Source organism: Nocardioides sp. NPDC092400 (genome assembly GCF_040684155.1).
Classification (GTDB): domain Bacteria; phylum Actinomycetota; class Actinomycetes; order Propionibacteriales; family Nocardioidaceae; genus Nocardioides.
This window is the reverse complement of sequence record NZ_JBFBFJ010000010.1, coordinates 11,893-28,077: the sequence shown is the minus strand read 5'-3', so window position 1 is coordinate 28,077 and position 16,185 is coordinate 11,893. Positions and strand designations below refer to the sequence as shown.

The window sequence follows — 16,185 nt, the reverse complement described above, 5'->3', positions numbered from 1 at the left end:
GGTCGCGACCAGCCGACAGTACGGTCATGGTCGCGAAGCCGCTCCCCCTCGACGTCATGGCTTGGATGGGCATGGACGAGTCGATGGTCCCGTTCGTGCTGGAAGCCCCCCCAGGCGCCGTCGCCGATCGTGCGGCGAGGCACCACGTCACGGGCGGTTCGCATGGTGACGTCCCTCGCCTTCGCCGCTCGCACGGCTCGTCGCTGACCGCGACACCGCGAGAGGCGCCTCAGCGCCGGCGCGCGAGGACGGCGCAGCACAGGATCCCGCTGAGCCAGAGGAGGAACACCGGCACGTCGCCGAGGTGCACGCCGTGGTTCGTCGAGAGCGTCGCGATCTGCGGCCCGCTGTAGGGCCCGACGCCGGCGACCGAGAAGCCGGCGAGCGCCGTGACCACCCCGGCCAGGACGACGGCGAGGAAGCGGGACGGCACGCGCCGACGGTATCGCCCAGGAGTGCTCAGGCGTGCCGGGGCAGCGTGACGGTGACCGTCGTGCCGGTGCCGGGGGTGCTGTCGATGTCGATGGTGCCGCGGTGGGCGCCGACGATGTCGCGCACCAGGCCGAGACCGATGCCGATGCCCTGCACCGCCTCGTGGCGGGCGGAGTCGGCGCGCCAGAACTTGTCGAACGCCTGGGCCACCTCGTCGGGGCTCATCCCGATGCCGCTGTCGCGCACGGAGAGGCGGACGCGGTCGTCGTCGCCGGCGACCCGGAGGTCGATCCGGCCGCCGGGCGGGGTGTACTTCACCGCGTTGGAGAGCAGGTTCTCGACCACCTGCTCCACCTTCTCCGCGTCCAGGGCGACCCACTGCGGCTCGGGCGCGTCGACGCGGAGCTCGAGGCCGGCGCCGGCGGCCTGGGTGAGGAACGGCGCGCCGCTGCGGGTCGCCAGCTCGGTGAGGTCCGTCGGCCGCAGCACCAGGCTGCGCCGCTGGTCGGCGGTGTCGAGGAGCTGAGTGATCCGCTCCTCGAGGTTCGCGGCGTTCCGCGCGATCGTGTCCAGCGCCTTGACCAGCAGCGGGGAGCCGCGGTCGACCTCCCCGTCGAGCACCTCGAGGTACCCGATGATCGAGGTCAGGGGCGTGCGCAGCTCGTGGGAGACGGTCGCGATGAAGTCCTCCTTGACCCGCAGCGACCGGGCCAGGTCGGTGACGTCGTGGGCGGCGATCAGCGTCCCCCACGTGCTGCCGTCGGTACGACGCACGGTCTGCGCGGTCGCCACGATCGCGATCTGGTGACCGACCGGCCCGATCCACTCCATCTCGTGGTCGACCAGGTCGCCGCGGAGCGCCCGCGGGACGATCTGGTCCTCGAACGGGATGAGCGTCCGGTTGTCGGCGCGCCGTACCTCCGCGCCTGCGTGCGGCGGGCGGTCGAGCCGGAACCCGGCGAGCGTGACCGCCTGCTCGGCGAGGGAGTTGGCCATCACCAGGCGCTGGTCGGTGTCGTAGAACGCCAGCGCGACCGGGACGGTCTCGAAGATCGTGCGCGAGAGGTGGGCGCTGTCCTCGGCGCGCCGCAGCGACTCCTGCAGCTCGCGGTTGGCCAGGCGGGTCCGCTGCTGGCTGGACGCCAGCTGCCGGGCGGCCTCACCGACGGCGACGGCGAGCCCGGTGACGATCACCGGCAGCGTGACGATCCGGACCACCTCGATCGCCGTGGTCGGCGGCTCCCCGGCCGCGATGGCGGGCATCGAGCTGATGAGGAACGCCGAGCCGACGGCGAGCAGGATGGCCCACCGGCCGAACGCGTAGGCCAGCCACACCACCGGGAAGATCGCGAGCAGGCCGACCGTCGGCAGTTGCTCCACGTACGCCAGCCGGAGGAACGCCACGGCGACCACGTCGGCCAGGGCGATCGACAGCAGCCACCACACCGGCCACCGCTCCCAGGGCAGGGCCAGGAAGAGGACGCTCGCCACGCCGACGAGCGCGGCGCCCAGCAACGCCGACGTGGAGCCGACCGCGTCGGGCATCGCGACGACTCCCTCGAGGGTCACGAAGAAGGCACCCGCCGCGAGCGGCAGCTGCGCACGGGAGAAGGCACGCACACGACCGCGGCGCGTGCCGTTCAGCTCGAAGACCGGCACGGCGACCTCACTCCTCCGTCGCGTGCGCCGAGGCGCGCGCCGGTCTCACCGCTCCGCCCCGAGCGCGGTGGCGAGCGCCTTCAGCTGGGCCACCAGGTCCGCCTGCTCGTCGACCGGGAGGCCGATCGCGTCGCAGACGCCCCGCGGCACGGCGGCGGTGTCGGCGCGCATCTGCTCGCCGGCGACGGTGAGCACGACGGTCACCCGGCGCTCGTCGTCGGCGTCCCGCTCGCGGCTCAGCAGGCCTCGGGACTGCAGGCGCAGCACCAGCGGCGAGACCGTGCTGGGGTCGAGGTGCAGCCGGCTGGCGAGGGCGCCGACGGTGAGCGGCCCCTCCTCCCAGAGCGCCGACATGGCGAGGTACTGGGTGTAGGTGAGCCCGACGTCGGCGAGCAGCGAGCGGTACACCGCGTCCATGCTTCGCGATGCAGCGTGCAGCGCGAGGCACAGCCGGTCGTCGAGCGGGATCTCGAGGGGCGCGTCCATGCGGCGCAGTCTGGCACGGTTCCGTGGTGCACCAACAATTGGTGCACCACGGATCGTGTCGGTGTCGGCGCAGCCGGGTCGGCCGCGGAATCAGCAACGGGTCAGCGCGAGCCGGACCCCGGGTCGTCGGACCGCCCGTGGGTCTCGCGGATCTCCCGGCCCTTGGCGACGTCCTCGGCGTGCTTCTCGTCGGCCTTCTTGATGTTGCGGTCGTCGCGCGGCGGGAGCTGGACCTGCTCCTCGGCCGGCATGCCGGCCTGGAGCTCGCGGCCCCGCTCGAGCTCGGAGTCGAGCTCGGCGCCGAACAGCAGCGCGAGGTTGGTGATCCACAGCCACAGCAGGAAGACGATGACGCCGGCCAGCGAGCCGTAGGTCTTGGAGTAGGAGGAGAAGTTCGCGACGTAGAACCCGAACGCCACCGAGGCCAGCACCCACACCACGATCGCGAGCAGGGCGCCGACGGAGATCCAGCGGAACTTCGGCTGCTTGATGTTCGGGGTGACGTAGTAGAGCAGCGCCACGATGATCACGACCATCAGCAGCAGGACCGGCCACTTGGCGATGTTGAAGACCGTGATGACGGTCGAGCCGAGGCCGAGCTGCTTGCCGACCGCGTCCGCGGCGGGGCCGGAGACCACGAGCCCGAGCAGCACGATCGCGACGAGTGCCACCAGCACGAGGGTGAGCAGCAGCATGACCGGGCGGAGCTTCCAGAAGGGCCGGCCCTCGCGGATCTCGTAGATCCGGTTCATCGCCCGGCCGAACGCCCCGACGTACCCGCTCGCCGACCACAGCGCGGTGAGCAGACCGATGATCAGCGCGAGCCCCGCGCCCTGGGACGACGCGAGCTGGTTGATCGTCGGCTCGAGGGTGTCGGCCTGGGAGCCGGCACCGATGTCGCGCATCACCTGGAGGATCTGGTCGACGGTCTTCTGCGGGTTGGAGACCAGCCCGACGATCGAGGTGAGCGCGATCAGGGCGGGGAAGAGCGCGAGGACGGCGTAGTACGTCAGCGCCGCCGCGACGTCGGTGCACTGGTCCTTGGAGAACTCCCGGGCCGTCTTGCGCGCGACGTAGAGCCACGACCGCTTGGTCAGGTCGTCGGGAGAGTCCGGCTTGGCCGGGTGGTCCTTGGGATCGGTGCTGCGACCTGAGCTGCGGTCTGCGCTGGGGGAGGCGCTCGTGTGGCGGGACATGTCGAGCCGGTTTCCGCAGGTCGGCCCGGCAAACGTCGGTGCGGGCGGTGGCTAGCGCAACGGGCGGACGTGCAGCCCGACCTCGGGGTCGACGACGACCTCCTGGGCGGCCGCGATCCCGTCGACGAGGAGCTCGGCGTCGGTGGCGACGTTCCGCTTCAGCAGCGCGAGCGCGATCGGGCCGAGCTCGTGGTGGCGCGCGGAGGTGCCGACGAAGCCGACGGACTTCTCGCCGAGCAGCACCTCGGCGCCGTGGGTGGGGAGCCGGTTCTCGCTGCCGTCGAGGTGCAGCAGGGTCAGCCGGCGCGGGGGGCGGCCGAGCGTGTGGACCCGCGCGACGGTCTCCTGACCGCGGTAGCAGCCCTTGTCCAGGTGCACCGCCGGGCCGATCCAGCCGACCTCGTTGGGGATCGTGCGGTGGTCGGTGTCCAGGCCGAGCCGGGGCTCGCCGCGGGCGATGCGCAGTGCCTCGAACGCCCACACCCCGCAGGCCGGGCCGGCCGCCGCGGCGTACGACGCGAGCCGGTCGCGCGGGACGAGCTCGTACCCGCCGCGGGTCGAGGACGAGCGCCACGCCGCGGCGAGGTCGGTCACCAGCGAGACCTCGACGCGGGTCATGAACTTCATCCGCTCCAACCACCCCACGAGCGCCGCGCCGGCGCCCGGCTCGGTGTGGGCGGTGAACGCCGAGCCGTCGTCGTACCCCTCGAAGGCGTGCTCGACGTGCCCCTGCGGGCTGAGCACGAGCGCCTGGGTCCAGGTGCCGGCGGGGAGGTCGAGGAAGTGCTGCGTGGTGAGGTTGTGCAGCCAGGTCAGCCGCTCGGGCCCCTCGATGCGGAGCACGTCGCGGTGGGAGAGGTCGACGAACCCCTCGCCCGACTCGAGCGTGCGCTGCTCGCCGTTGAACGAGCCGTAGTGCGCTGCGACGGGGGCGTCGATGCCGTTCCCGGCGACGGCGCCCGGGAGGTCGAGCAGGGGGCTGGCTGGGTTCGTCATCGGGGTGCGGTCTCCTCGCAGTCGGTGCAGTGGCCGAACACCGTCAGGTGGCCCACGTCGGCCACGAAGCCGTCGGCCTCCAGCCGGTCGGTGAGCGGCCGGAGCACGTCAGGGTCAACCGAGACGACCTTCTGGCAATTCCGGCAGACCAGGTGGAAGTGCTCGTGGTCGGTGATCGAGTGGTACGTCGGGGAGCGGTCGCTCAGGTGCGCGTGCCGGACCAGGCCGAGCTCCTCGAGCACCTCGAGCGTCCGGTAGACGGTGGAGATGTTGACCGAGGACGAGTGCTCGCGGACCTTCGCCAGCACCTCGTCGGCGGTGGCGTGACCGAGCTCGTCGACCGCGCGCAGGACCATCTCGCGCTGCGGGGTCAGCCGGTAGCCGCGCCCGCGGAGCTTCTCGCGCCAGTCCTGCTCGGTCATCGGGCGCTCAGGCCCGCTGCAGGCGGGCCCACAGGTGCGGCTGGAGCGGCTGGCCGACGGCGGCCATGTCGTAGGCGTAGAGCAGGTCGCCCTCGACGTTGCCGTACAGCCGGTGGCCCGCGGTGACCTCCTTGGCCGACTCGGTGCGCGCGACCGCGTCGGTGGCCAGCTCGAGCTTGCCGTTCTCGGCGGTGCCGTACCAGATCTCGACGAACCCGGTGTTGTGCGTCAGCACGAGCTCGACCTTGCCCTCCGGGCGGCACCGCAGGAAGCCGGTCTCCTGCGCGCCCTGGCGCAGCGTCTTGCCCTCCTCGTCGATGACCCACGAGCGGGCGAAGTAGTGGAGGAACGGGCGGCCGTCCTGCTGGAAGACCAGCTCCTGGCCGTACTGGTAGGGCTCGATGGTCGGGTAGTCGCCGCGGCCGTTGCCGCGCCAGGTGCCGAGCATCCAGGCGACCGGGCCGCAGTCGGGGTGGAGGTTCTCGGGGATCTGGAAAGGCACCTGTCGAGTCTAGGGGGGTCGGCGGGCTGCTGCGTCTGCGGTTGCGGGCCCGATTGTCGGAATCCCCGGCTCCCCGGGGATTCCGGCACTTCTCGGCCGACGCACTCCCTGAGAGGTACCGGTTCTTCCTGAGATGTCCGGCCAGGACCAGCGGAACGGCGGCCTAGAGTCACCGCCATGACCCGCCGACTCGTCGTCAAGGTGACCTGCGGCGCGGCCGACGCCGAGCGCTGCAACCAGGGGTTCACCGTCGCCGCGGCCGCGGTGGCCGCCGGTGCGGAGGTCTCGCTGTGGCTGACCGGGGAGGCCGCCTGGTACGGCGTGCCGGGTCGCGCCGAGGCCTTCGACCTGCCGCTCGCCACGCCCCTCGCGGACCTCCTCGCGGCCGTCGTCGCCGGCGGGACGGTGACCGTCTGCAGCCAGTGCGCCGCGCGGCGTGACATCACTGGGGCGGATCTGCTGGACGGCGTCGTCATCCGCGGCGCGGCGTCGTTCGCCGAGGAGGTCCTGCAGCCGGAGGCGCAGGCGCTCGTCTACTGAATTCCCGATACGATCCGGCGCCATGAGCCCGGTCGCGCCACCCCCTGAGGAAGGCCCGTCCGCACGCGGTTGGCGCCGTCGCCAGCGTCCCACCACCGCTCCCCCGCCGCCCCCGCTCACCCACGAGGAGGCGCTCGCCCGGCTCGCCGAGCAGACCGCCGCGGGCGAGCAGGCCGCCGCCCTGCGCCGCGCCGCCGAGCTCGCCGCGTCCGAGCAGGCCGCGGAACGCATCGTCGCCGAGGAGTCCGCCCGCGCCGCCGCCGCGGAGGCGGAGGTCGCGCACCGTCGCGCCACGGAGCTGGCGAGTGCCGCGACCGAGGCGCAGGAGGCGGCTGCCGCGCTGGCCGAGCAGGCCGCGGCCGCCCTCGCCGCCGCGGAGGGACGCGAGGCGGCCGAGGCCCGGCTCGACGAGGCCGTCTCCGCCCGCGCGGAGGCCGAGGTCGCGGCCGCCGAGGCGGCCCGCCGCCACGAGGAGGCGGCGTCGTACGCCGCGGAGCAGGCGTCGCTCGCCGCCGCGGCCGCCACCGCCCGGGAGGCCGCGGACGCGTCGGCCGCCGAGCAGGCGCGGCTCGCGACCGAGGCGCACGCGGCCCGGCTGGCCGCCGAGGAGTCCGCGGCCGACGCCGCCCGGGAGCTGGCGCTCGCGGAGGCACGCGCCGCCGAGCTGGCCGAGGCCAACCGCGAGGCCACCGACGCCCGCCGCGGCGCGGAGGAGTCGGCCGCCGCCGCAGGCACCGCGCTCGAGGAGGCGTCCGCACGCGCCACGGAGCTCGCCGCCGCCCGGGCGGCCGCCGACGAGGCGGCGGCGGAGCAGGCGCGGCTCGCCGCCGAGGCCCTCGCCGCCCGCGAGGCCGCCGAGACGTCCGCCCGTGAGCGCGCCGAGGAGGCGGCTGCCGCGCTGGCCGACGCCCGTGACCAGGCCGCGCTCACCGCCGCCGCAGCGGCCGCCGAGCACGCTGCCCTCACGGCCGCCCAGGAGCAGGCCGAGGCCGCCCGGGACGCGGACCACGCGCGGACGATGGCGGACGAGTCCGCGGCCGCCCACGCCGCTGCCGCCGCGGAGGCGTTCGAAGGCCGCCAGACTGCTGACGAGGCCGCCACCGAGCACGCCCGCCTCGCCGCCGAGGCCCACGCCGCCCGCGAGGTCGCCGAGACGTCCGCCCGCGAGCGCGCCGAGCAGGCCGAGGCCGCGCTGGCCGACGCCCGCGACCAGGCCGCGCTCGCCGCCGCCGCAGCAGCCGCCGAGCACACCGCCCTCCTCGCCGCCGAGCAGCAGTCCGAGGCCGCCCGGACCGCGGCGCAGGAGCGCGAGTCCAGCGACCACATCGCCGCTGAACACGCCCGCGCCGCCGCAGAAGCACTCGAGGGCCGCCGGCTCGCCGACGAGGCCGCCACCGAGCACGCCCGCCTCGCCACCGAGGCCCACGCCGCCCGCGAGGTCGCCGAGACCGCCGCCCGCGAACGCGCCGAGCAGGCCGAGGCCGCGCTGGCCGACGCCCGCGACCAGGCCGCGCTCGCCGCCGCCGCAGCAGCCGCCGAGCACACCGCCCTCCTCGCCGCCGAGCAGCAGGCCCAGGCCGCCCGGACCTCCGCGCAGGAGCGCGAGTCCAGCGACCACATCGCCGCTGAACACGCCCGCGCCGCCGCCGAGGCCCTCGAGGGCCGCCGACTCGCCGACGAGGCCGCCACCGAGCACGCCCGCCTCGCCGCCGAGGCGCACGAGGCACGCGCCGCCGCCGAGCAGTCCGCCCGCGAACGCGCCGCCGAGGCGGCGGCGGCCTCGGAGTCGGCGTACGACGCCTCCACGACGGCCGCGGCCGCTGCCCAGGCCGAGCACGGCGCCCTGGTCGCCGCCGAGGAGCAGGCCGAGGCCGCCCGGGTGGCCGCCGAGGCCCGTGCCGTCGCGGAGATCGAGGCGGCCGAGCAGGCCCGGCTCGCCGCCGAGGCGCACCAGGCCCGTGCCGCCGCTGAGGAGGCCGCCCGGCTGGCCGTGGAGGCCCGTGAGGCCGCCGAGCGCGACGCCGAGGAGCACGCCCGGCTCGCCGCGGAGGCCGCGGCGGCCCGCGTCGAGGCCGAGCGTCGCGTCACCGAGCTGGCCGCCGAGCTGGCCACCGCCCACGAGGCCCGCCTGGCCGCCGAGCGCGCCGCCGACGAGCAGTCCGCGGCCCGCCTGGTGGCGGAGGAGAAGGCCGAGCAGCGGGCGATGGAGCGCAGCGCGGTCGAGGCGTCGGTCCGCCACCAGGCCGAGCTCGTCGAGGCCGCGCTCGAGGACCGGCTGGTCGCCGAGCGACGCGCCGCCGAGCTCGCGCAGGAGCTGGTCGAGGCGCGCGGCGGCCAGGCGGCGCCGCGGCCCGTCGCCCAGGTCCCGCCCCCGGTCGAGCCGCAGCCACGCGCTGCGTCGCCGGCGCCCGCACCTGCACCCGCACCCGAGGAGCGCGGTGGCGGCATGCCCCGCGCCCTCTACCTCGTGGCCGCGCTGGTCGCCGCGGCGCTGACGGTCCTGGCGCGGGTCGAGGGGTACGACGACCACGTGCTGCTCGCCGTCGGCGTGGTCGTCACGCTCGCGTTCCTGGTCGGCTGGGCGGGAGCGGGCAGCCGCAAGGAGTGAGCGGCGTCAGCCGGTCGGGTTCATCACCGCGCGCAGCTTGTCCGCGATCTCGGCGCAGGCGGCGCGCGAGGTGCGGCCGGCCCCGACGATGTTGAGGAAGCCGTGGATCTGGTCGGGGAACCGGCGCAGCTCCACCTCCACGCCCGCGTCAGCCAGCTTCGCGGCGTACGCCTCGCCCTCGTCGCGCAGCGGGTCGAACCCCGCGGTGACGACGTACGCCGGCGCCAGCCCGGCCGGCAGCTCGGCGCGCAGCGGGGCGACCCGCGGGTCGGTGCGGGTGGCGGCGTCGGGGGTGTAGGAGGCGACCGCGAGGTCCATGAACTCCTGGGTCAGGAACAGGCCCGACCCGAACATCCGCTTGCTCTCGGTCTCCCCCGCCACGTCGGTGGCGGGGTACACGAGCAGCTGCCAGGCCAGCGGGAGCCCCGCGCGGGCGGCGTCGATCGCGACCGTGGCGCTGAGGTTGCCGCCGGCGGAGTCGCCGCCCACGGCGATCCGCGAGGGGTCGGCGCCGAGGGACCCGGCGTGCTCGAGGACCCAGTGGTACGCCGCGAGCGCGTCGTCGTGCGCGGCCGGGAAGGGGTGCTCGGGGCTGAGGCGGTAGTCGACGGCGAGCACCCGCACGCCGGCCCGCTCGGCGAGGAACCGGCAGGTCGCGTCGTGGGTCTCGAGGTCGCCGAAGAAGAAGCCCCCGCCGTGGAAGAACAGCAGGAGCGGCCCCGGTGTCGCCACCGGCGCCCCGGCCGCCGAGGGGGTGTAGAGCCGGCCGAGCAGCCCGGCGACGTTCACCTCGCGCACCGACCCGATCGGCTGGCGTCCGCCGGTGAGCCCGGTCTGTCGAACCGCGGCCTGCCGGCCGAGCTCGACCTCGAGGGTCTCGATGGCGGGCTCGCGGACGAGCCGCTGGATCCGCAGCATGAGCTGGAGGTCCGCGGCCAGCACCTGCCCGTCCCGTTCCAGCCGCGGTCCGGCGAGCACCCGCTGCACCGGCTCCGGGAGCCCCATCAGCGCCCGCAGCGCTGCCACCTCGACGACCGTCCTCGCACCCACGGCCCGGACACTAACCGTCCACACGACGACCCCGGGCGCGCGTCCGCACAGCCGCCGTGAGCGACACCTGCCGTTCACCCGGCGGTGCCACACTGGCGAGGTGACCTTGGAGACCGGACCGGCGCAGGACGTGTTGCCCCGTGACGGGGCGCCGCACGACTCCTTCGACGTGGAGCCGCCGTACACCCCCGACCACGAGGCGCTCGCCGCCGTGGAGAAGTACGACGACCGGTTCCTCGACCGCGAGCTGTCCTGGCTGCGGTTCAACCAGCGGGTGCTCGAGCTCGCGGAGGACCCCGACCTGCCGCTGCTCGAGCGGGTCCGGTTCCTAGCGATCTTCACCAGCAACCTCGACGAGTTCTTCATGGTCCGGGTGGCCGGCCTCAAGCGCCGGATCGCCGCCGGGCTGGCCGTCCGCGCCGCCTCCGGGCTGATGCCGCGCGAGGTGCTGGAGCGGATCTGGCTGACCAGCCGGGAGCTCAGCGAGCGGCAGGTGTGCCTGTTCCGTGACGAGATCAACCCCGCGCTGCGCGACCACGGCATCGAGATCGTCCGCTGGAACGAGCTGGACGAGCAGGAGCAGAAGCACTGCAAGAAGCTGTTCAAGGAGCGGGTCTTCCCGGTGCTGACCCCGCTGGCGGTCGACCCGGCGCACCCCTTCCCCTACATCTCGGGGCTCTCGCTCAACCTCGCCGTCGTCCTGCGCGACCCCGGCACCGGCAAGCAGCACTTCGCGCGGGTGAAGGTGCCGCCGATCTTCGCGCGCTTCGTGCCGCTGGGGAACCAGCGGTTCGTGCCGCTCGAGGACGTCATGCGCGAGCGGCTCAAGCGGCTGTTCCCGGGCATGGACGTGCTGGAGGCGCACAGCTTCCGCGTGACCCGCAACGAGGACCTCGAGGTCGAGGAGGACGACGCCGAGAACCTCCTCGCCGCGCTGGAGAAGGAGCTGCTGCGGCGCCGGTTCGGGCCGCCGGTGCGCCTGGAGGTCGAGGACACGATCACCCCCGCGGTGCTCGAGCTGCTCGTCTCCGAGCTCGGGGTGGCCGAGGAGGAGGTCTTCCGCCTGCCCGGCCCGCTGGACCTGCGCGGGCTGCACAGCATCGCCGACCTCGCGCGCGAGGAGCTGAAGTACCCGGCCTTCGTGCCCACCACCCACGCCCGGCTGGCCGAGGTGGAGTCCGCGGCGCCGGTCGACGTGTTCAAGGCGGCCCGGCGCGGTGACGTGCTGCTGCACCACCCCTACGACTCGTTCGCCACCTCGGTGCAGCGCTTCCTCGAGCAGGCCGCCGCCGACCCGCACGTGCTGGCGATCAAGCAGACGCTCTACCGCACCTCCGGCGACTCCCCCATCATCGACGCCCTCATCGACGCCGCCGAGGCCGGCAAGCAGGTGCTGGTCATCGTCGAGATCAAGGCCCGCTTCGACGAGGAGGCCAACATCCGGTGGGCCCGCAAGCTCGAGCAGGCGGGCTGCCACGTCGTGTACGGCCTGGTCGGGCTGAAGACCCACTGCAAGCTCTCGATGGTGGTGCGCGAGGAGCCCGACGGGATCCGGCGCTACACCCACATCGGGACCGGCAACTACAACCCGAAGACGTCGCGCACCTACGAGGACCTCGGGCTGATCACCACCGACGACACGATCGGCGAGGACGTCGCCCACCTGTTCAACAACCTGTCCGGTTGGTCGCGCAACGCCTCCTACGAGGAGCTCCTGGTCGCGCCCGACTCGCTGCGAGCCGGGCTGGTCGAGCGCATCCACCGCGAGATCGCCCACCACCGGGCTGGGCGCGCGGCGCGGATCCGGCTCAAGGCCAACTCCGTGGTCGACGAGGCCGTCATCGACGCGCTCTACCTCGCCTCGCAGGAGGGCGTGCCGGTCCAGCTGCTGGTCCGCGGCATCTGCGCGCTGCGGCCGGGGGTCCCGGGGCTGTCGGAGACGATCGAGGTCCGCTCGGTGCTGGGGCGCTTCCTCGAGCACAGCCGGATCTTCTGGTTCGACAACGGCGGCGACGCCGAGGCCTGGATCGGCTCGGCCGACATGATGCACCGCAACCTCGACCGTCGCGTGGAGGTGCTGGTCCGGCTCCCGCAGGAGTCGAGCCGGCAGGCCGTGGACGACCTGCTGACCCTCGCCTTCGACGACGACACCGACGCCTGGACCCTCGGGCCCGACGGCGGGTGGGACCGCTCGCGCGGCCCCGTGCACCTGCAGGAGACGCTGATCGAGCGGCAGCGGAGGCGGCGTACGACGGGCTGAGCAGCACCGCGTGGTACCGCTTCCACCCCGTCTTGACCGGAGTGACCGGAGCGACGCGGTCCTCGCTTGCGTGATCTCGCGACCGTGCCCCTAGTCTGTCAGGCGTCGTTCACCCGTCGTTCAGGAGTCACTCCGTGGGACTGCGTTTCCGCCCGGTCGAGGCCACGTTCTACGACCAGTTCACCGAGCAGGCGAACCACCTCGTCACCGGCGCCAGGATCCTCGCCGAGATGCTCGCCGACGGCGCCGACCACGAAGCCGTGGCCCAGCGCATGCGAGACGCCGAGCACGGCGCCGACGAGACCACCCACGCGATCATCCGGAAGGTGAACTCGACGTTCATCACGCCGTTCGACCGCGAGGACATCTACTCGCTCGCCTCCGGCCTCGACGACGTCATGGACATGATGGACGAGGTCGTCGACATGATCCTGCTCTACGAGGTGCGGCACATGCCGGCCGAGGTCTCGGGCCAGGTCGAGCTGCTGCAGCGCTGTGCCGACCTCACCTCCGCCGCGATGCCGAACCTGCGCTCGATGCAGTCGCTCGAGGAGTACTGGATCGAGATCAACCGTCTCGAGAACGCCGGCGACAAGAACCACCGCCGGATCCTCGCCAACCTCTTCAGCGGCGACTACAAGACCATCGAGGTCCTCAAGCTCAAGGACATCGTCGAGGCTCTCGAGGACGCCATCGACGCGTTCGAGAAGGTCGCGAACACGGTGGAGCAGATCGCCGTCAAGGAGTCCTGACCGGTGGAGCTCGCGATCATCATCGCGGTGGTCGTGGTCGCCCTCGTGTTCGACTACACGAACGGGTTCCACGACGCCGCCAACGCCATCGCGACCTCGGTCTCGACCCGCGCGCTCACGCCGCGGGTGGCCCTGGGACTCGCGGCGGTCATGAACTTCATCGGCGCCTTCCTCGGCCAGAAGGTCGCCAAGACCGTCTCCGAGGTGATCACGCCACCTGACGGCTCGCACGGGCTCGTCATCGTGATGGCGGGCCTGATCGGCGCCATCACCTGGAACCTCATCACCTGGTACTACGGCCTGCCGTCGTCCTCCTCGCACGCCCTCATCGGCGGCCTGGTCGGCGCCGCGCTCGCCGCCAGCGTCTCGGTCTCCTGGTCCACGGTCATCGACAAGGTCGTCCTGCCGATGCTGATCTCGCCGGTCTTCGCCTTCGGCCTCGGCTTCCTGATGATGCTCGCGATCATGTGGATCTTCCGCCGGGTCAACCCGCACAAGGCCCACCGCGGCTTCAAGCTGGCGCAGACCGCCTCGGCCGCCGCCATGGCGCTCGGCCACGGCCTGCAGGACGCCCAGAAGACGATGGGCGTCATCTTCCTCGCCCTCCTCGCCGGTGGGTACGTCGGCGCCGACGACGACCTGCCGCTCTGGGTCATCTTCGCGGCCGCCGCCGCCATCTCGGCCGGCACCTGGGCCGGTGGCTGGCGCATCATGCGCACCCTGGGCCGCCGGATCATCCACCTCGACCCCGCCCGCGGCTTCGCCGCCGAGTCGGTCGCCGCGTCGGTGCTCTACACCACCGCCTACGCCTTCGAGGCCCCCATCTCCACCACCCACACGATCACCTCCGCCGTCATGGGCGTCGGTGCCACCAAGCGGTTCTCCGCCGTGCGGTGGGGTGTCGCCCGCTCGATCGTCGTCGCCTGGGTGTCGACCTTCCCCGCCGCCGGCGCCATGGCGGCCGCGGTCTACCTCATCTGCCGGTACGTCTTCCAGCTGCCGTAGGTCTCGTTCCTCTGCTTGCTTGACTTCGGGAGGGGGTAGTCCGGCACGAGCGCGCCCTTCCAGTCGACCTGAGGGGCGCGCTCGTGACGGACTACCCCGACGCCGGCCAGCCACCCGTCGAGGGCGGCTCAGGCAGCGGATGCACGGCGCAGCGCCCGACGCTGCTCCACCGCGTGGGTCGGCACCCAGCCGGGCGGCAGCTCAAGGGTGAAGCGACGATCCGCGGCGGGTCGCCGTGCGGCGCGCTCGTACGCCGAGCGGAGCCGCCAGAGGTAGCCCATCGGGTCGCGTCGGTCCGCAGCCACCTGCACCACCAGCTCGAGCCCAGCCGCTCGCAAGCGCTCCTCCCTGATCAGGTCACGGTGACGTTGCGGGCCGCCGAGGTGACCGGAGCCGTCGTACTCGCCGACCACTCCCGCCTCGGGGTCGATCAGGTCGGGCGTGGCCAGGTGTCGACCGTCCAGGCCGAACACCGGTCGGTTCGTCAGCGGCGCGGCCCGACCGGCGTCGAGCACCCACTGGAGACGCATGAGGCTCTCCTGAGGTGACCACACGTTCTCGTCGGCCAAGTCGAGGGCGGCCCGCGTCTGCGGCACCCCCGTCCACGAGGCCAGCCGCTCGGCTGCGTAGGTCCTCACCTCCGCCACAGTGACGAGGTCTGCACGGCATGCCATGTCCAGCACCACGACCGCCGCACGCACGTCGCGCGCGTGCCGCACTTCGAAGCACACCGAGCGGAGCACCGTCGTCATCGGCAGCCCGTCATCGGTGAGGAGCTCGTCCGGAGCAAGTCGCTCCTTCGTCGGTGCGCGGAGCCGGTCCTGGCGCAGGTTGCCCGGACCGATGGCCAGCGCGACCGGGCGCAGTGTCCGCCCGTCGTCCTCGACGCCCTCGAACCACCGTGCGCCGAGCCAGTGCAACGCTGCCCAGCCGGTCACCCCGCCATAGGCGGGCAGGACAGCAGCGGCCTCGACGATGCGCTGGACCGGCAGGTCGGGATCGACGACGGACGGCACGTAGAGCCCGCTGGCAGTCCGTCGCCAGGCAGGACCCCGCGCTTGCTTGGGAGTGGGACCCGACCGGCCGTCGGCATCCACCCGCACCGGCGTGACAGCGGCAGGGTGGCCCGCATGGAGGCGCAGGGGTCGGGGGCTTGATCGAGGCACCCGGCCACGCTCGCCTCGCGATCCCACCAGTGGGCGGGCCAAGCGAGCCGTCTGGGGACAGCTCGCCCGACGTGGTCCCTGTGGAGGTTTGCGGGCGGAGGCCATGGCCGAGGTAGTCCGACACGGAGGGGCCCTCATCCCCGCACGAAAGGGCCGCCGTGTGCCGGACTATCGCAAGACAGCCGCCCAAGGGCCCACACGTGCCGGACTACCGCAGCACAGCGACCAGCCGCAGGCGAGCGGTCAGGGGGTCAGCGACTCGGAGGCGACGACGGCACCCCGCCGGTGGTGGGCGACGAGGAGGCCGGCGGGGGCGAGGCGGGGGTCGGGCAGGCCGAGGGCGGCGGCGACGTGCGGCAGGACGGGCCGGTGGCTGCACAGGAGGGTGGGGTCGCGGCGGTCGAGGAGGTCGGCGACGACGCGGCGCACGGCGGCGGGGGTGGCGTCCTCCTCGCTGAGCAGCGGCTCCTCGTGCGGGGCGAGGCCCGCGGCGCCGGCGTACGGCAGGACGGTCTCGAGGCAGCGGGTGCTGGAGGAGCTGACCAGGTGCCGGACGCCGTACGCCGCGAGGAGCGGCACCAGCGCGAGCGCCTCGTCCCGGCCGGCGGGCGCGAGCGGGCGGAGCCGGTCGTCCTCGCGCCACTGCTTGCGCGGGTGGGCCTGGCCGTGGCGCAGGACGAGCAGCGGGGTCGTGCCGCGGGGCGCGGCGAGCGCCTCGGTGAGGGTGGCGCCGTCGTGGGGGTAGGAGAGGCGGGCGGGCGCGTCGGCCAGCGGCACCCACGCCACCTGGTCGATCTCGTCGCCGTAGGCGTAGCCCGAGACGTCGGTGGGCGCGTCGGGGAGGACCCGGCCGGTCCAGTAGTGCACGGTCTTCATCCGCCCGCCCGCGACCGGGTACCGCTGCGCACTGAGCGCCGGGCCGAGCCGCACCGCGAGCCCGGTCTCCTCGGCCACCTCGCGCACCGCGGCCACCGCCCGGTGCTCGCCCGGGTCGAGCTTGCCCTTCGGGAAGGACCAGTCGTCGTACTTCGGCCGGTGCACCAGCAGCACCGAGCGCGTGCCGTCCGGCCCTCGCCCCAGCACGACCGCTCCCGCGGACTGCACGTCCATG

General features: G+C 73.7%; 15 protein-coding genes. 5 read left to right on the top strand and 10 right to left on the bottom strand.

Features of this window, described 5'->3' with window-relative positions:
• Positions 1–229: 229 nt before the first annotated feature.
• From AB0N29_RS20090 to AB0N29_RS20060, 7 genes are all read right to left on the bottom strand, one after another.
• Positions 230–433 (bottom strand): hypothetical protein, encoded by a 204-nt coding sequence (locus tag AB0N29_RS20090; protein WP_364869822.1) that lies wholly within the window; start codon positions 431–433, stop codon positions 230–232.
• A 26-nt stretch (positions 434–459) separates the two neighbouring features.
• Positions 460–2,091 carry an ATP-binding protein gene (locus AB0N29_RS20085; protein ID WP_364869819.1) on the bottom strand — a complete coding sequence of 544 codons (1,632 nt, stop codon included), beginning with the start codon at positions 2,089–2,091 and terminating at the stop codon, positions 460–462.
• A 45-nt stretch (positions 2,092–2,136) separates the two neighbouring features.
• Complete coding sequence (locus AB0N29_RS20080; RefSeq protein WP_364869816.1) at positions 2,137–2,577, bottom strand: MarR family transcriptional regulator; 441 nt, start codon at positions 2,575–2,577, stop codon at positions 2,137–2,139.
• A gap of 101 nt (positions 2,578–2,678) precedes the next feature.
• On the bottom strand, positions 2,679–3,773 hold the full coding sequence (locus AB0N29_RS20075) for a YihY/virulence factor BrkB family protein (RefSeq protein WP_302268299.1): 1,095 nt from the start codon (positions 3,771–3,773) through the stop codon (positions 2,679–2,681).
• Between the two features lie 51 nt (positions 3,774–3,824).
• Positions 3,825–4,769, bottom strand: a complete 945-nt coding sequence (locus AB0N29_RS20070) for a folate-binding protein (RefSeq protein WP_364869813.1) — start codon at positions 4,767–4,769, stop codon at positions 3,825–3,827.
• Entirely contained in the window at positions 4,766–5,191 is a 426-nt protein-coding gene (locus AB0N29_RS20065) for a Fur family transcriptional regulator (protein WP_302268301.1), read from the bottom strand. Before AB0N29_RS20065 ends, AB0N29_RS20070 begins: the two co-directional genes overlap by 4 nt.
• A gap of 7 nt (positions 5,192–5,198) precedes the next feature.
• Positions 5,199–5,693 (bottom strand): FABP family protein, encoded by a 495-nt coding sequence (locus AB0N29_RS20060; RefSeq protein ID WP_302268302.1) that lies wholly within the window; start codon positions 5,691–5,693, stop codon positions 5,199–5,201.
• 177 nt (positions 5,694–5,870) lie between these two features.
• On the opposite strand from AB0N29_RS20060, the gene AB0N29_RS20055 reads away from it, so the two are divergent.
• Both AB0N29_RS20055 and AB0N29_RS20050 read left to right on the top strand, forming a co-directional pair.
• The gene (locus AB0N29_RS20055) at positions 5,871–6,233 is read left to right on the top strand and encodes a DsrE family protein (RefSeq protein WP_364869809.1); all 363 of its coding nucleotides are present in this window, start codon (positions 5,871–5,873) and stop codon (positions 6,231–6,233) included.
• Positions 6,234–6,255: 22 nt separating this feature from the next.
• Positions 6,256–8,841, top strand: a complete 2,586-nt coding sequence (locus AB0N29_RS20050) for a hypothetical protein (protein ID WP_364869806.1) — start codon at positions 6,256–6,258, stop codon at positions 8,839–8,841.
• A gap of 6 nt (positions 8,842–8,847) precedes the next feature.
• On the opposite strand, the gene AB0N29_RS20045 is transcribed toward AB0N29_RS20050, so the two are convergent.
• Positions 8,848–9,891: an alpha/beta hydrolase gene (locus AB0N29_RS20045; RefSeq protein WP_364869803.1), complete on the bottom strand. Its 1,044-nt coding sequence runs from the start codon at positions 9,889–9,891 to the stop codon at positions 8,848–8,850.
• A gap of 169 nt (positions 9,892–10,060) precedes the next feature.
• Here AB0N29_RS20045 and AB0N29_RS20040 point away from each other — a divergent pair, with 169 nt between their 5' ends.
• The 3 genes from AB0N29_RS20040 to AB0N29_RS20030 all read left to right on the top strand — a co-directional run bounded on the left by AB0N29_RS20040 (position 10,061) and on the right by AB0N29_RS20030 (position 13,908).
• Positions 10,061–12,151 carry an RNA degradosome polyphosphate kinase gene (locus tag AB0N29_RS20040; protein ID WP_302271721.1) on the top strand — a complete coding sequence of 697 codons (2,091 nt, stop codon included), beginning with the start codon at positions 10,061–10,063 and terminating at the stop codon, positions 12,149–12,151.
• Positions 12,152–12,285: 134 nt separating this feature from the next.
• Positions 12,286–12,903, top strand: coding sequence for a DUF47 family protein (locus AB0N29_RS20035; RefSeq protein ID WP_302268306.1), 618 nt, complete (start codon positions 12,286–12,288; stop codon positions 12,901–12,903).
• A gap of 3 nt (positions 12,904–12,906) precedes the next feature.
• Positions 12,907–13,908 (top strand): inorganic phosphate transporter, encoded by a 1,002-nt coding sequence (locus AB0N29_RS20030; protein ID WP_302268307.1) that lies wholly within the window; start codon positions 12,907–12,909, stop codon positions 13,906–13,908.
• A 128-nt stretch (positions 13,909–14,036) separates the two neighbouring features.
• On the opposite strand, the gene AB0N29_RS20025 is transcribed toward AB0N29_RS20030, so the two are convergent.
• Positions 14,037–14,924, bottom strand: coding sequence for a hypothetical protein (locus tag AB0N29_RS20025; protein WP_364869797.1), 888 nt, complete (start codon positions 14,922–14,924; stop codon positions 14,037–14,039).
• A gap of 393 nt (positions 14,925–15,317) precedes the next feature.
• On the bottom strand, positions 15,318–16,184 hold the full coding sequence (locus tag AB0N29_RS20020; protein WP_364869794.1) for an NUDIX domain-containing protein: 867 nt from the start codon (positions 16,182–16,184) through the stop codon (positions 15,318–15,320).
• Position 16,185: the final 1 nt, after the last annotated feature.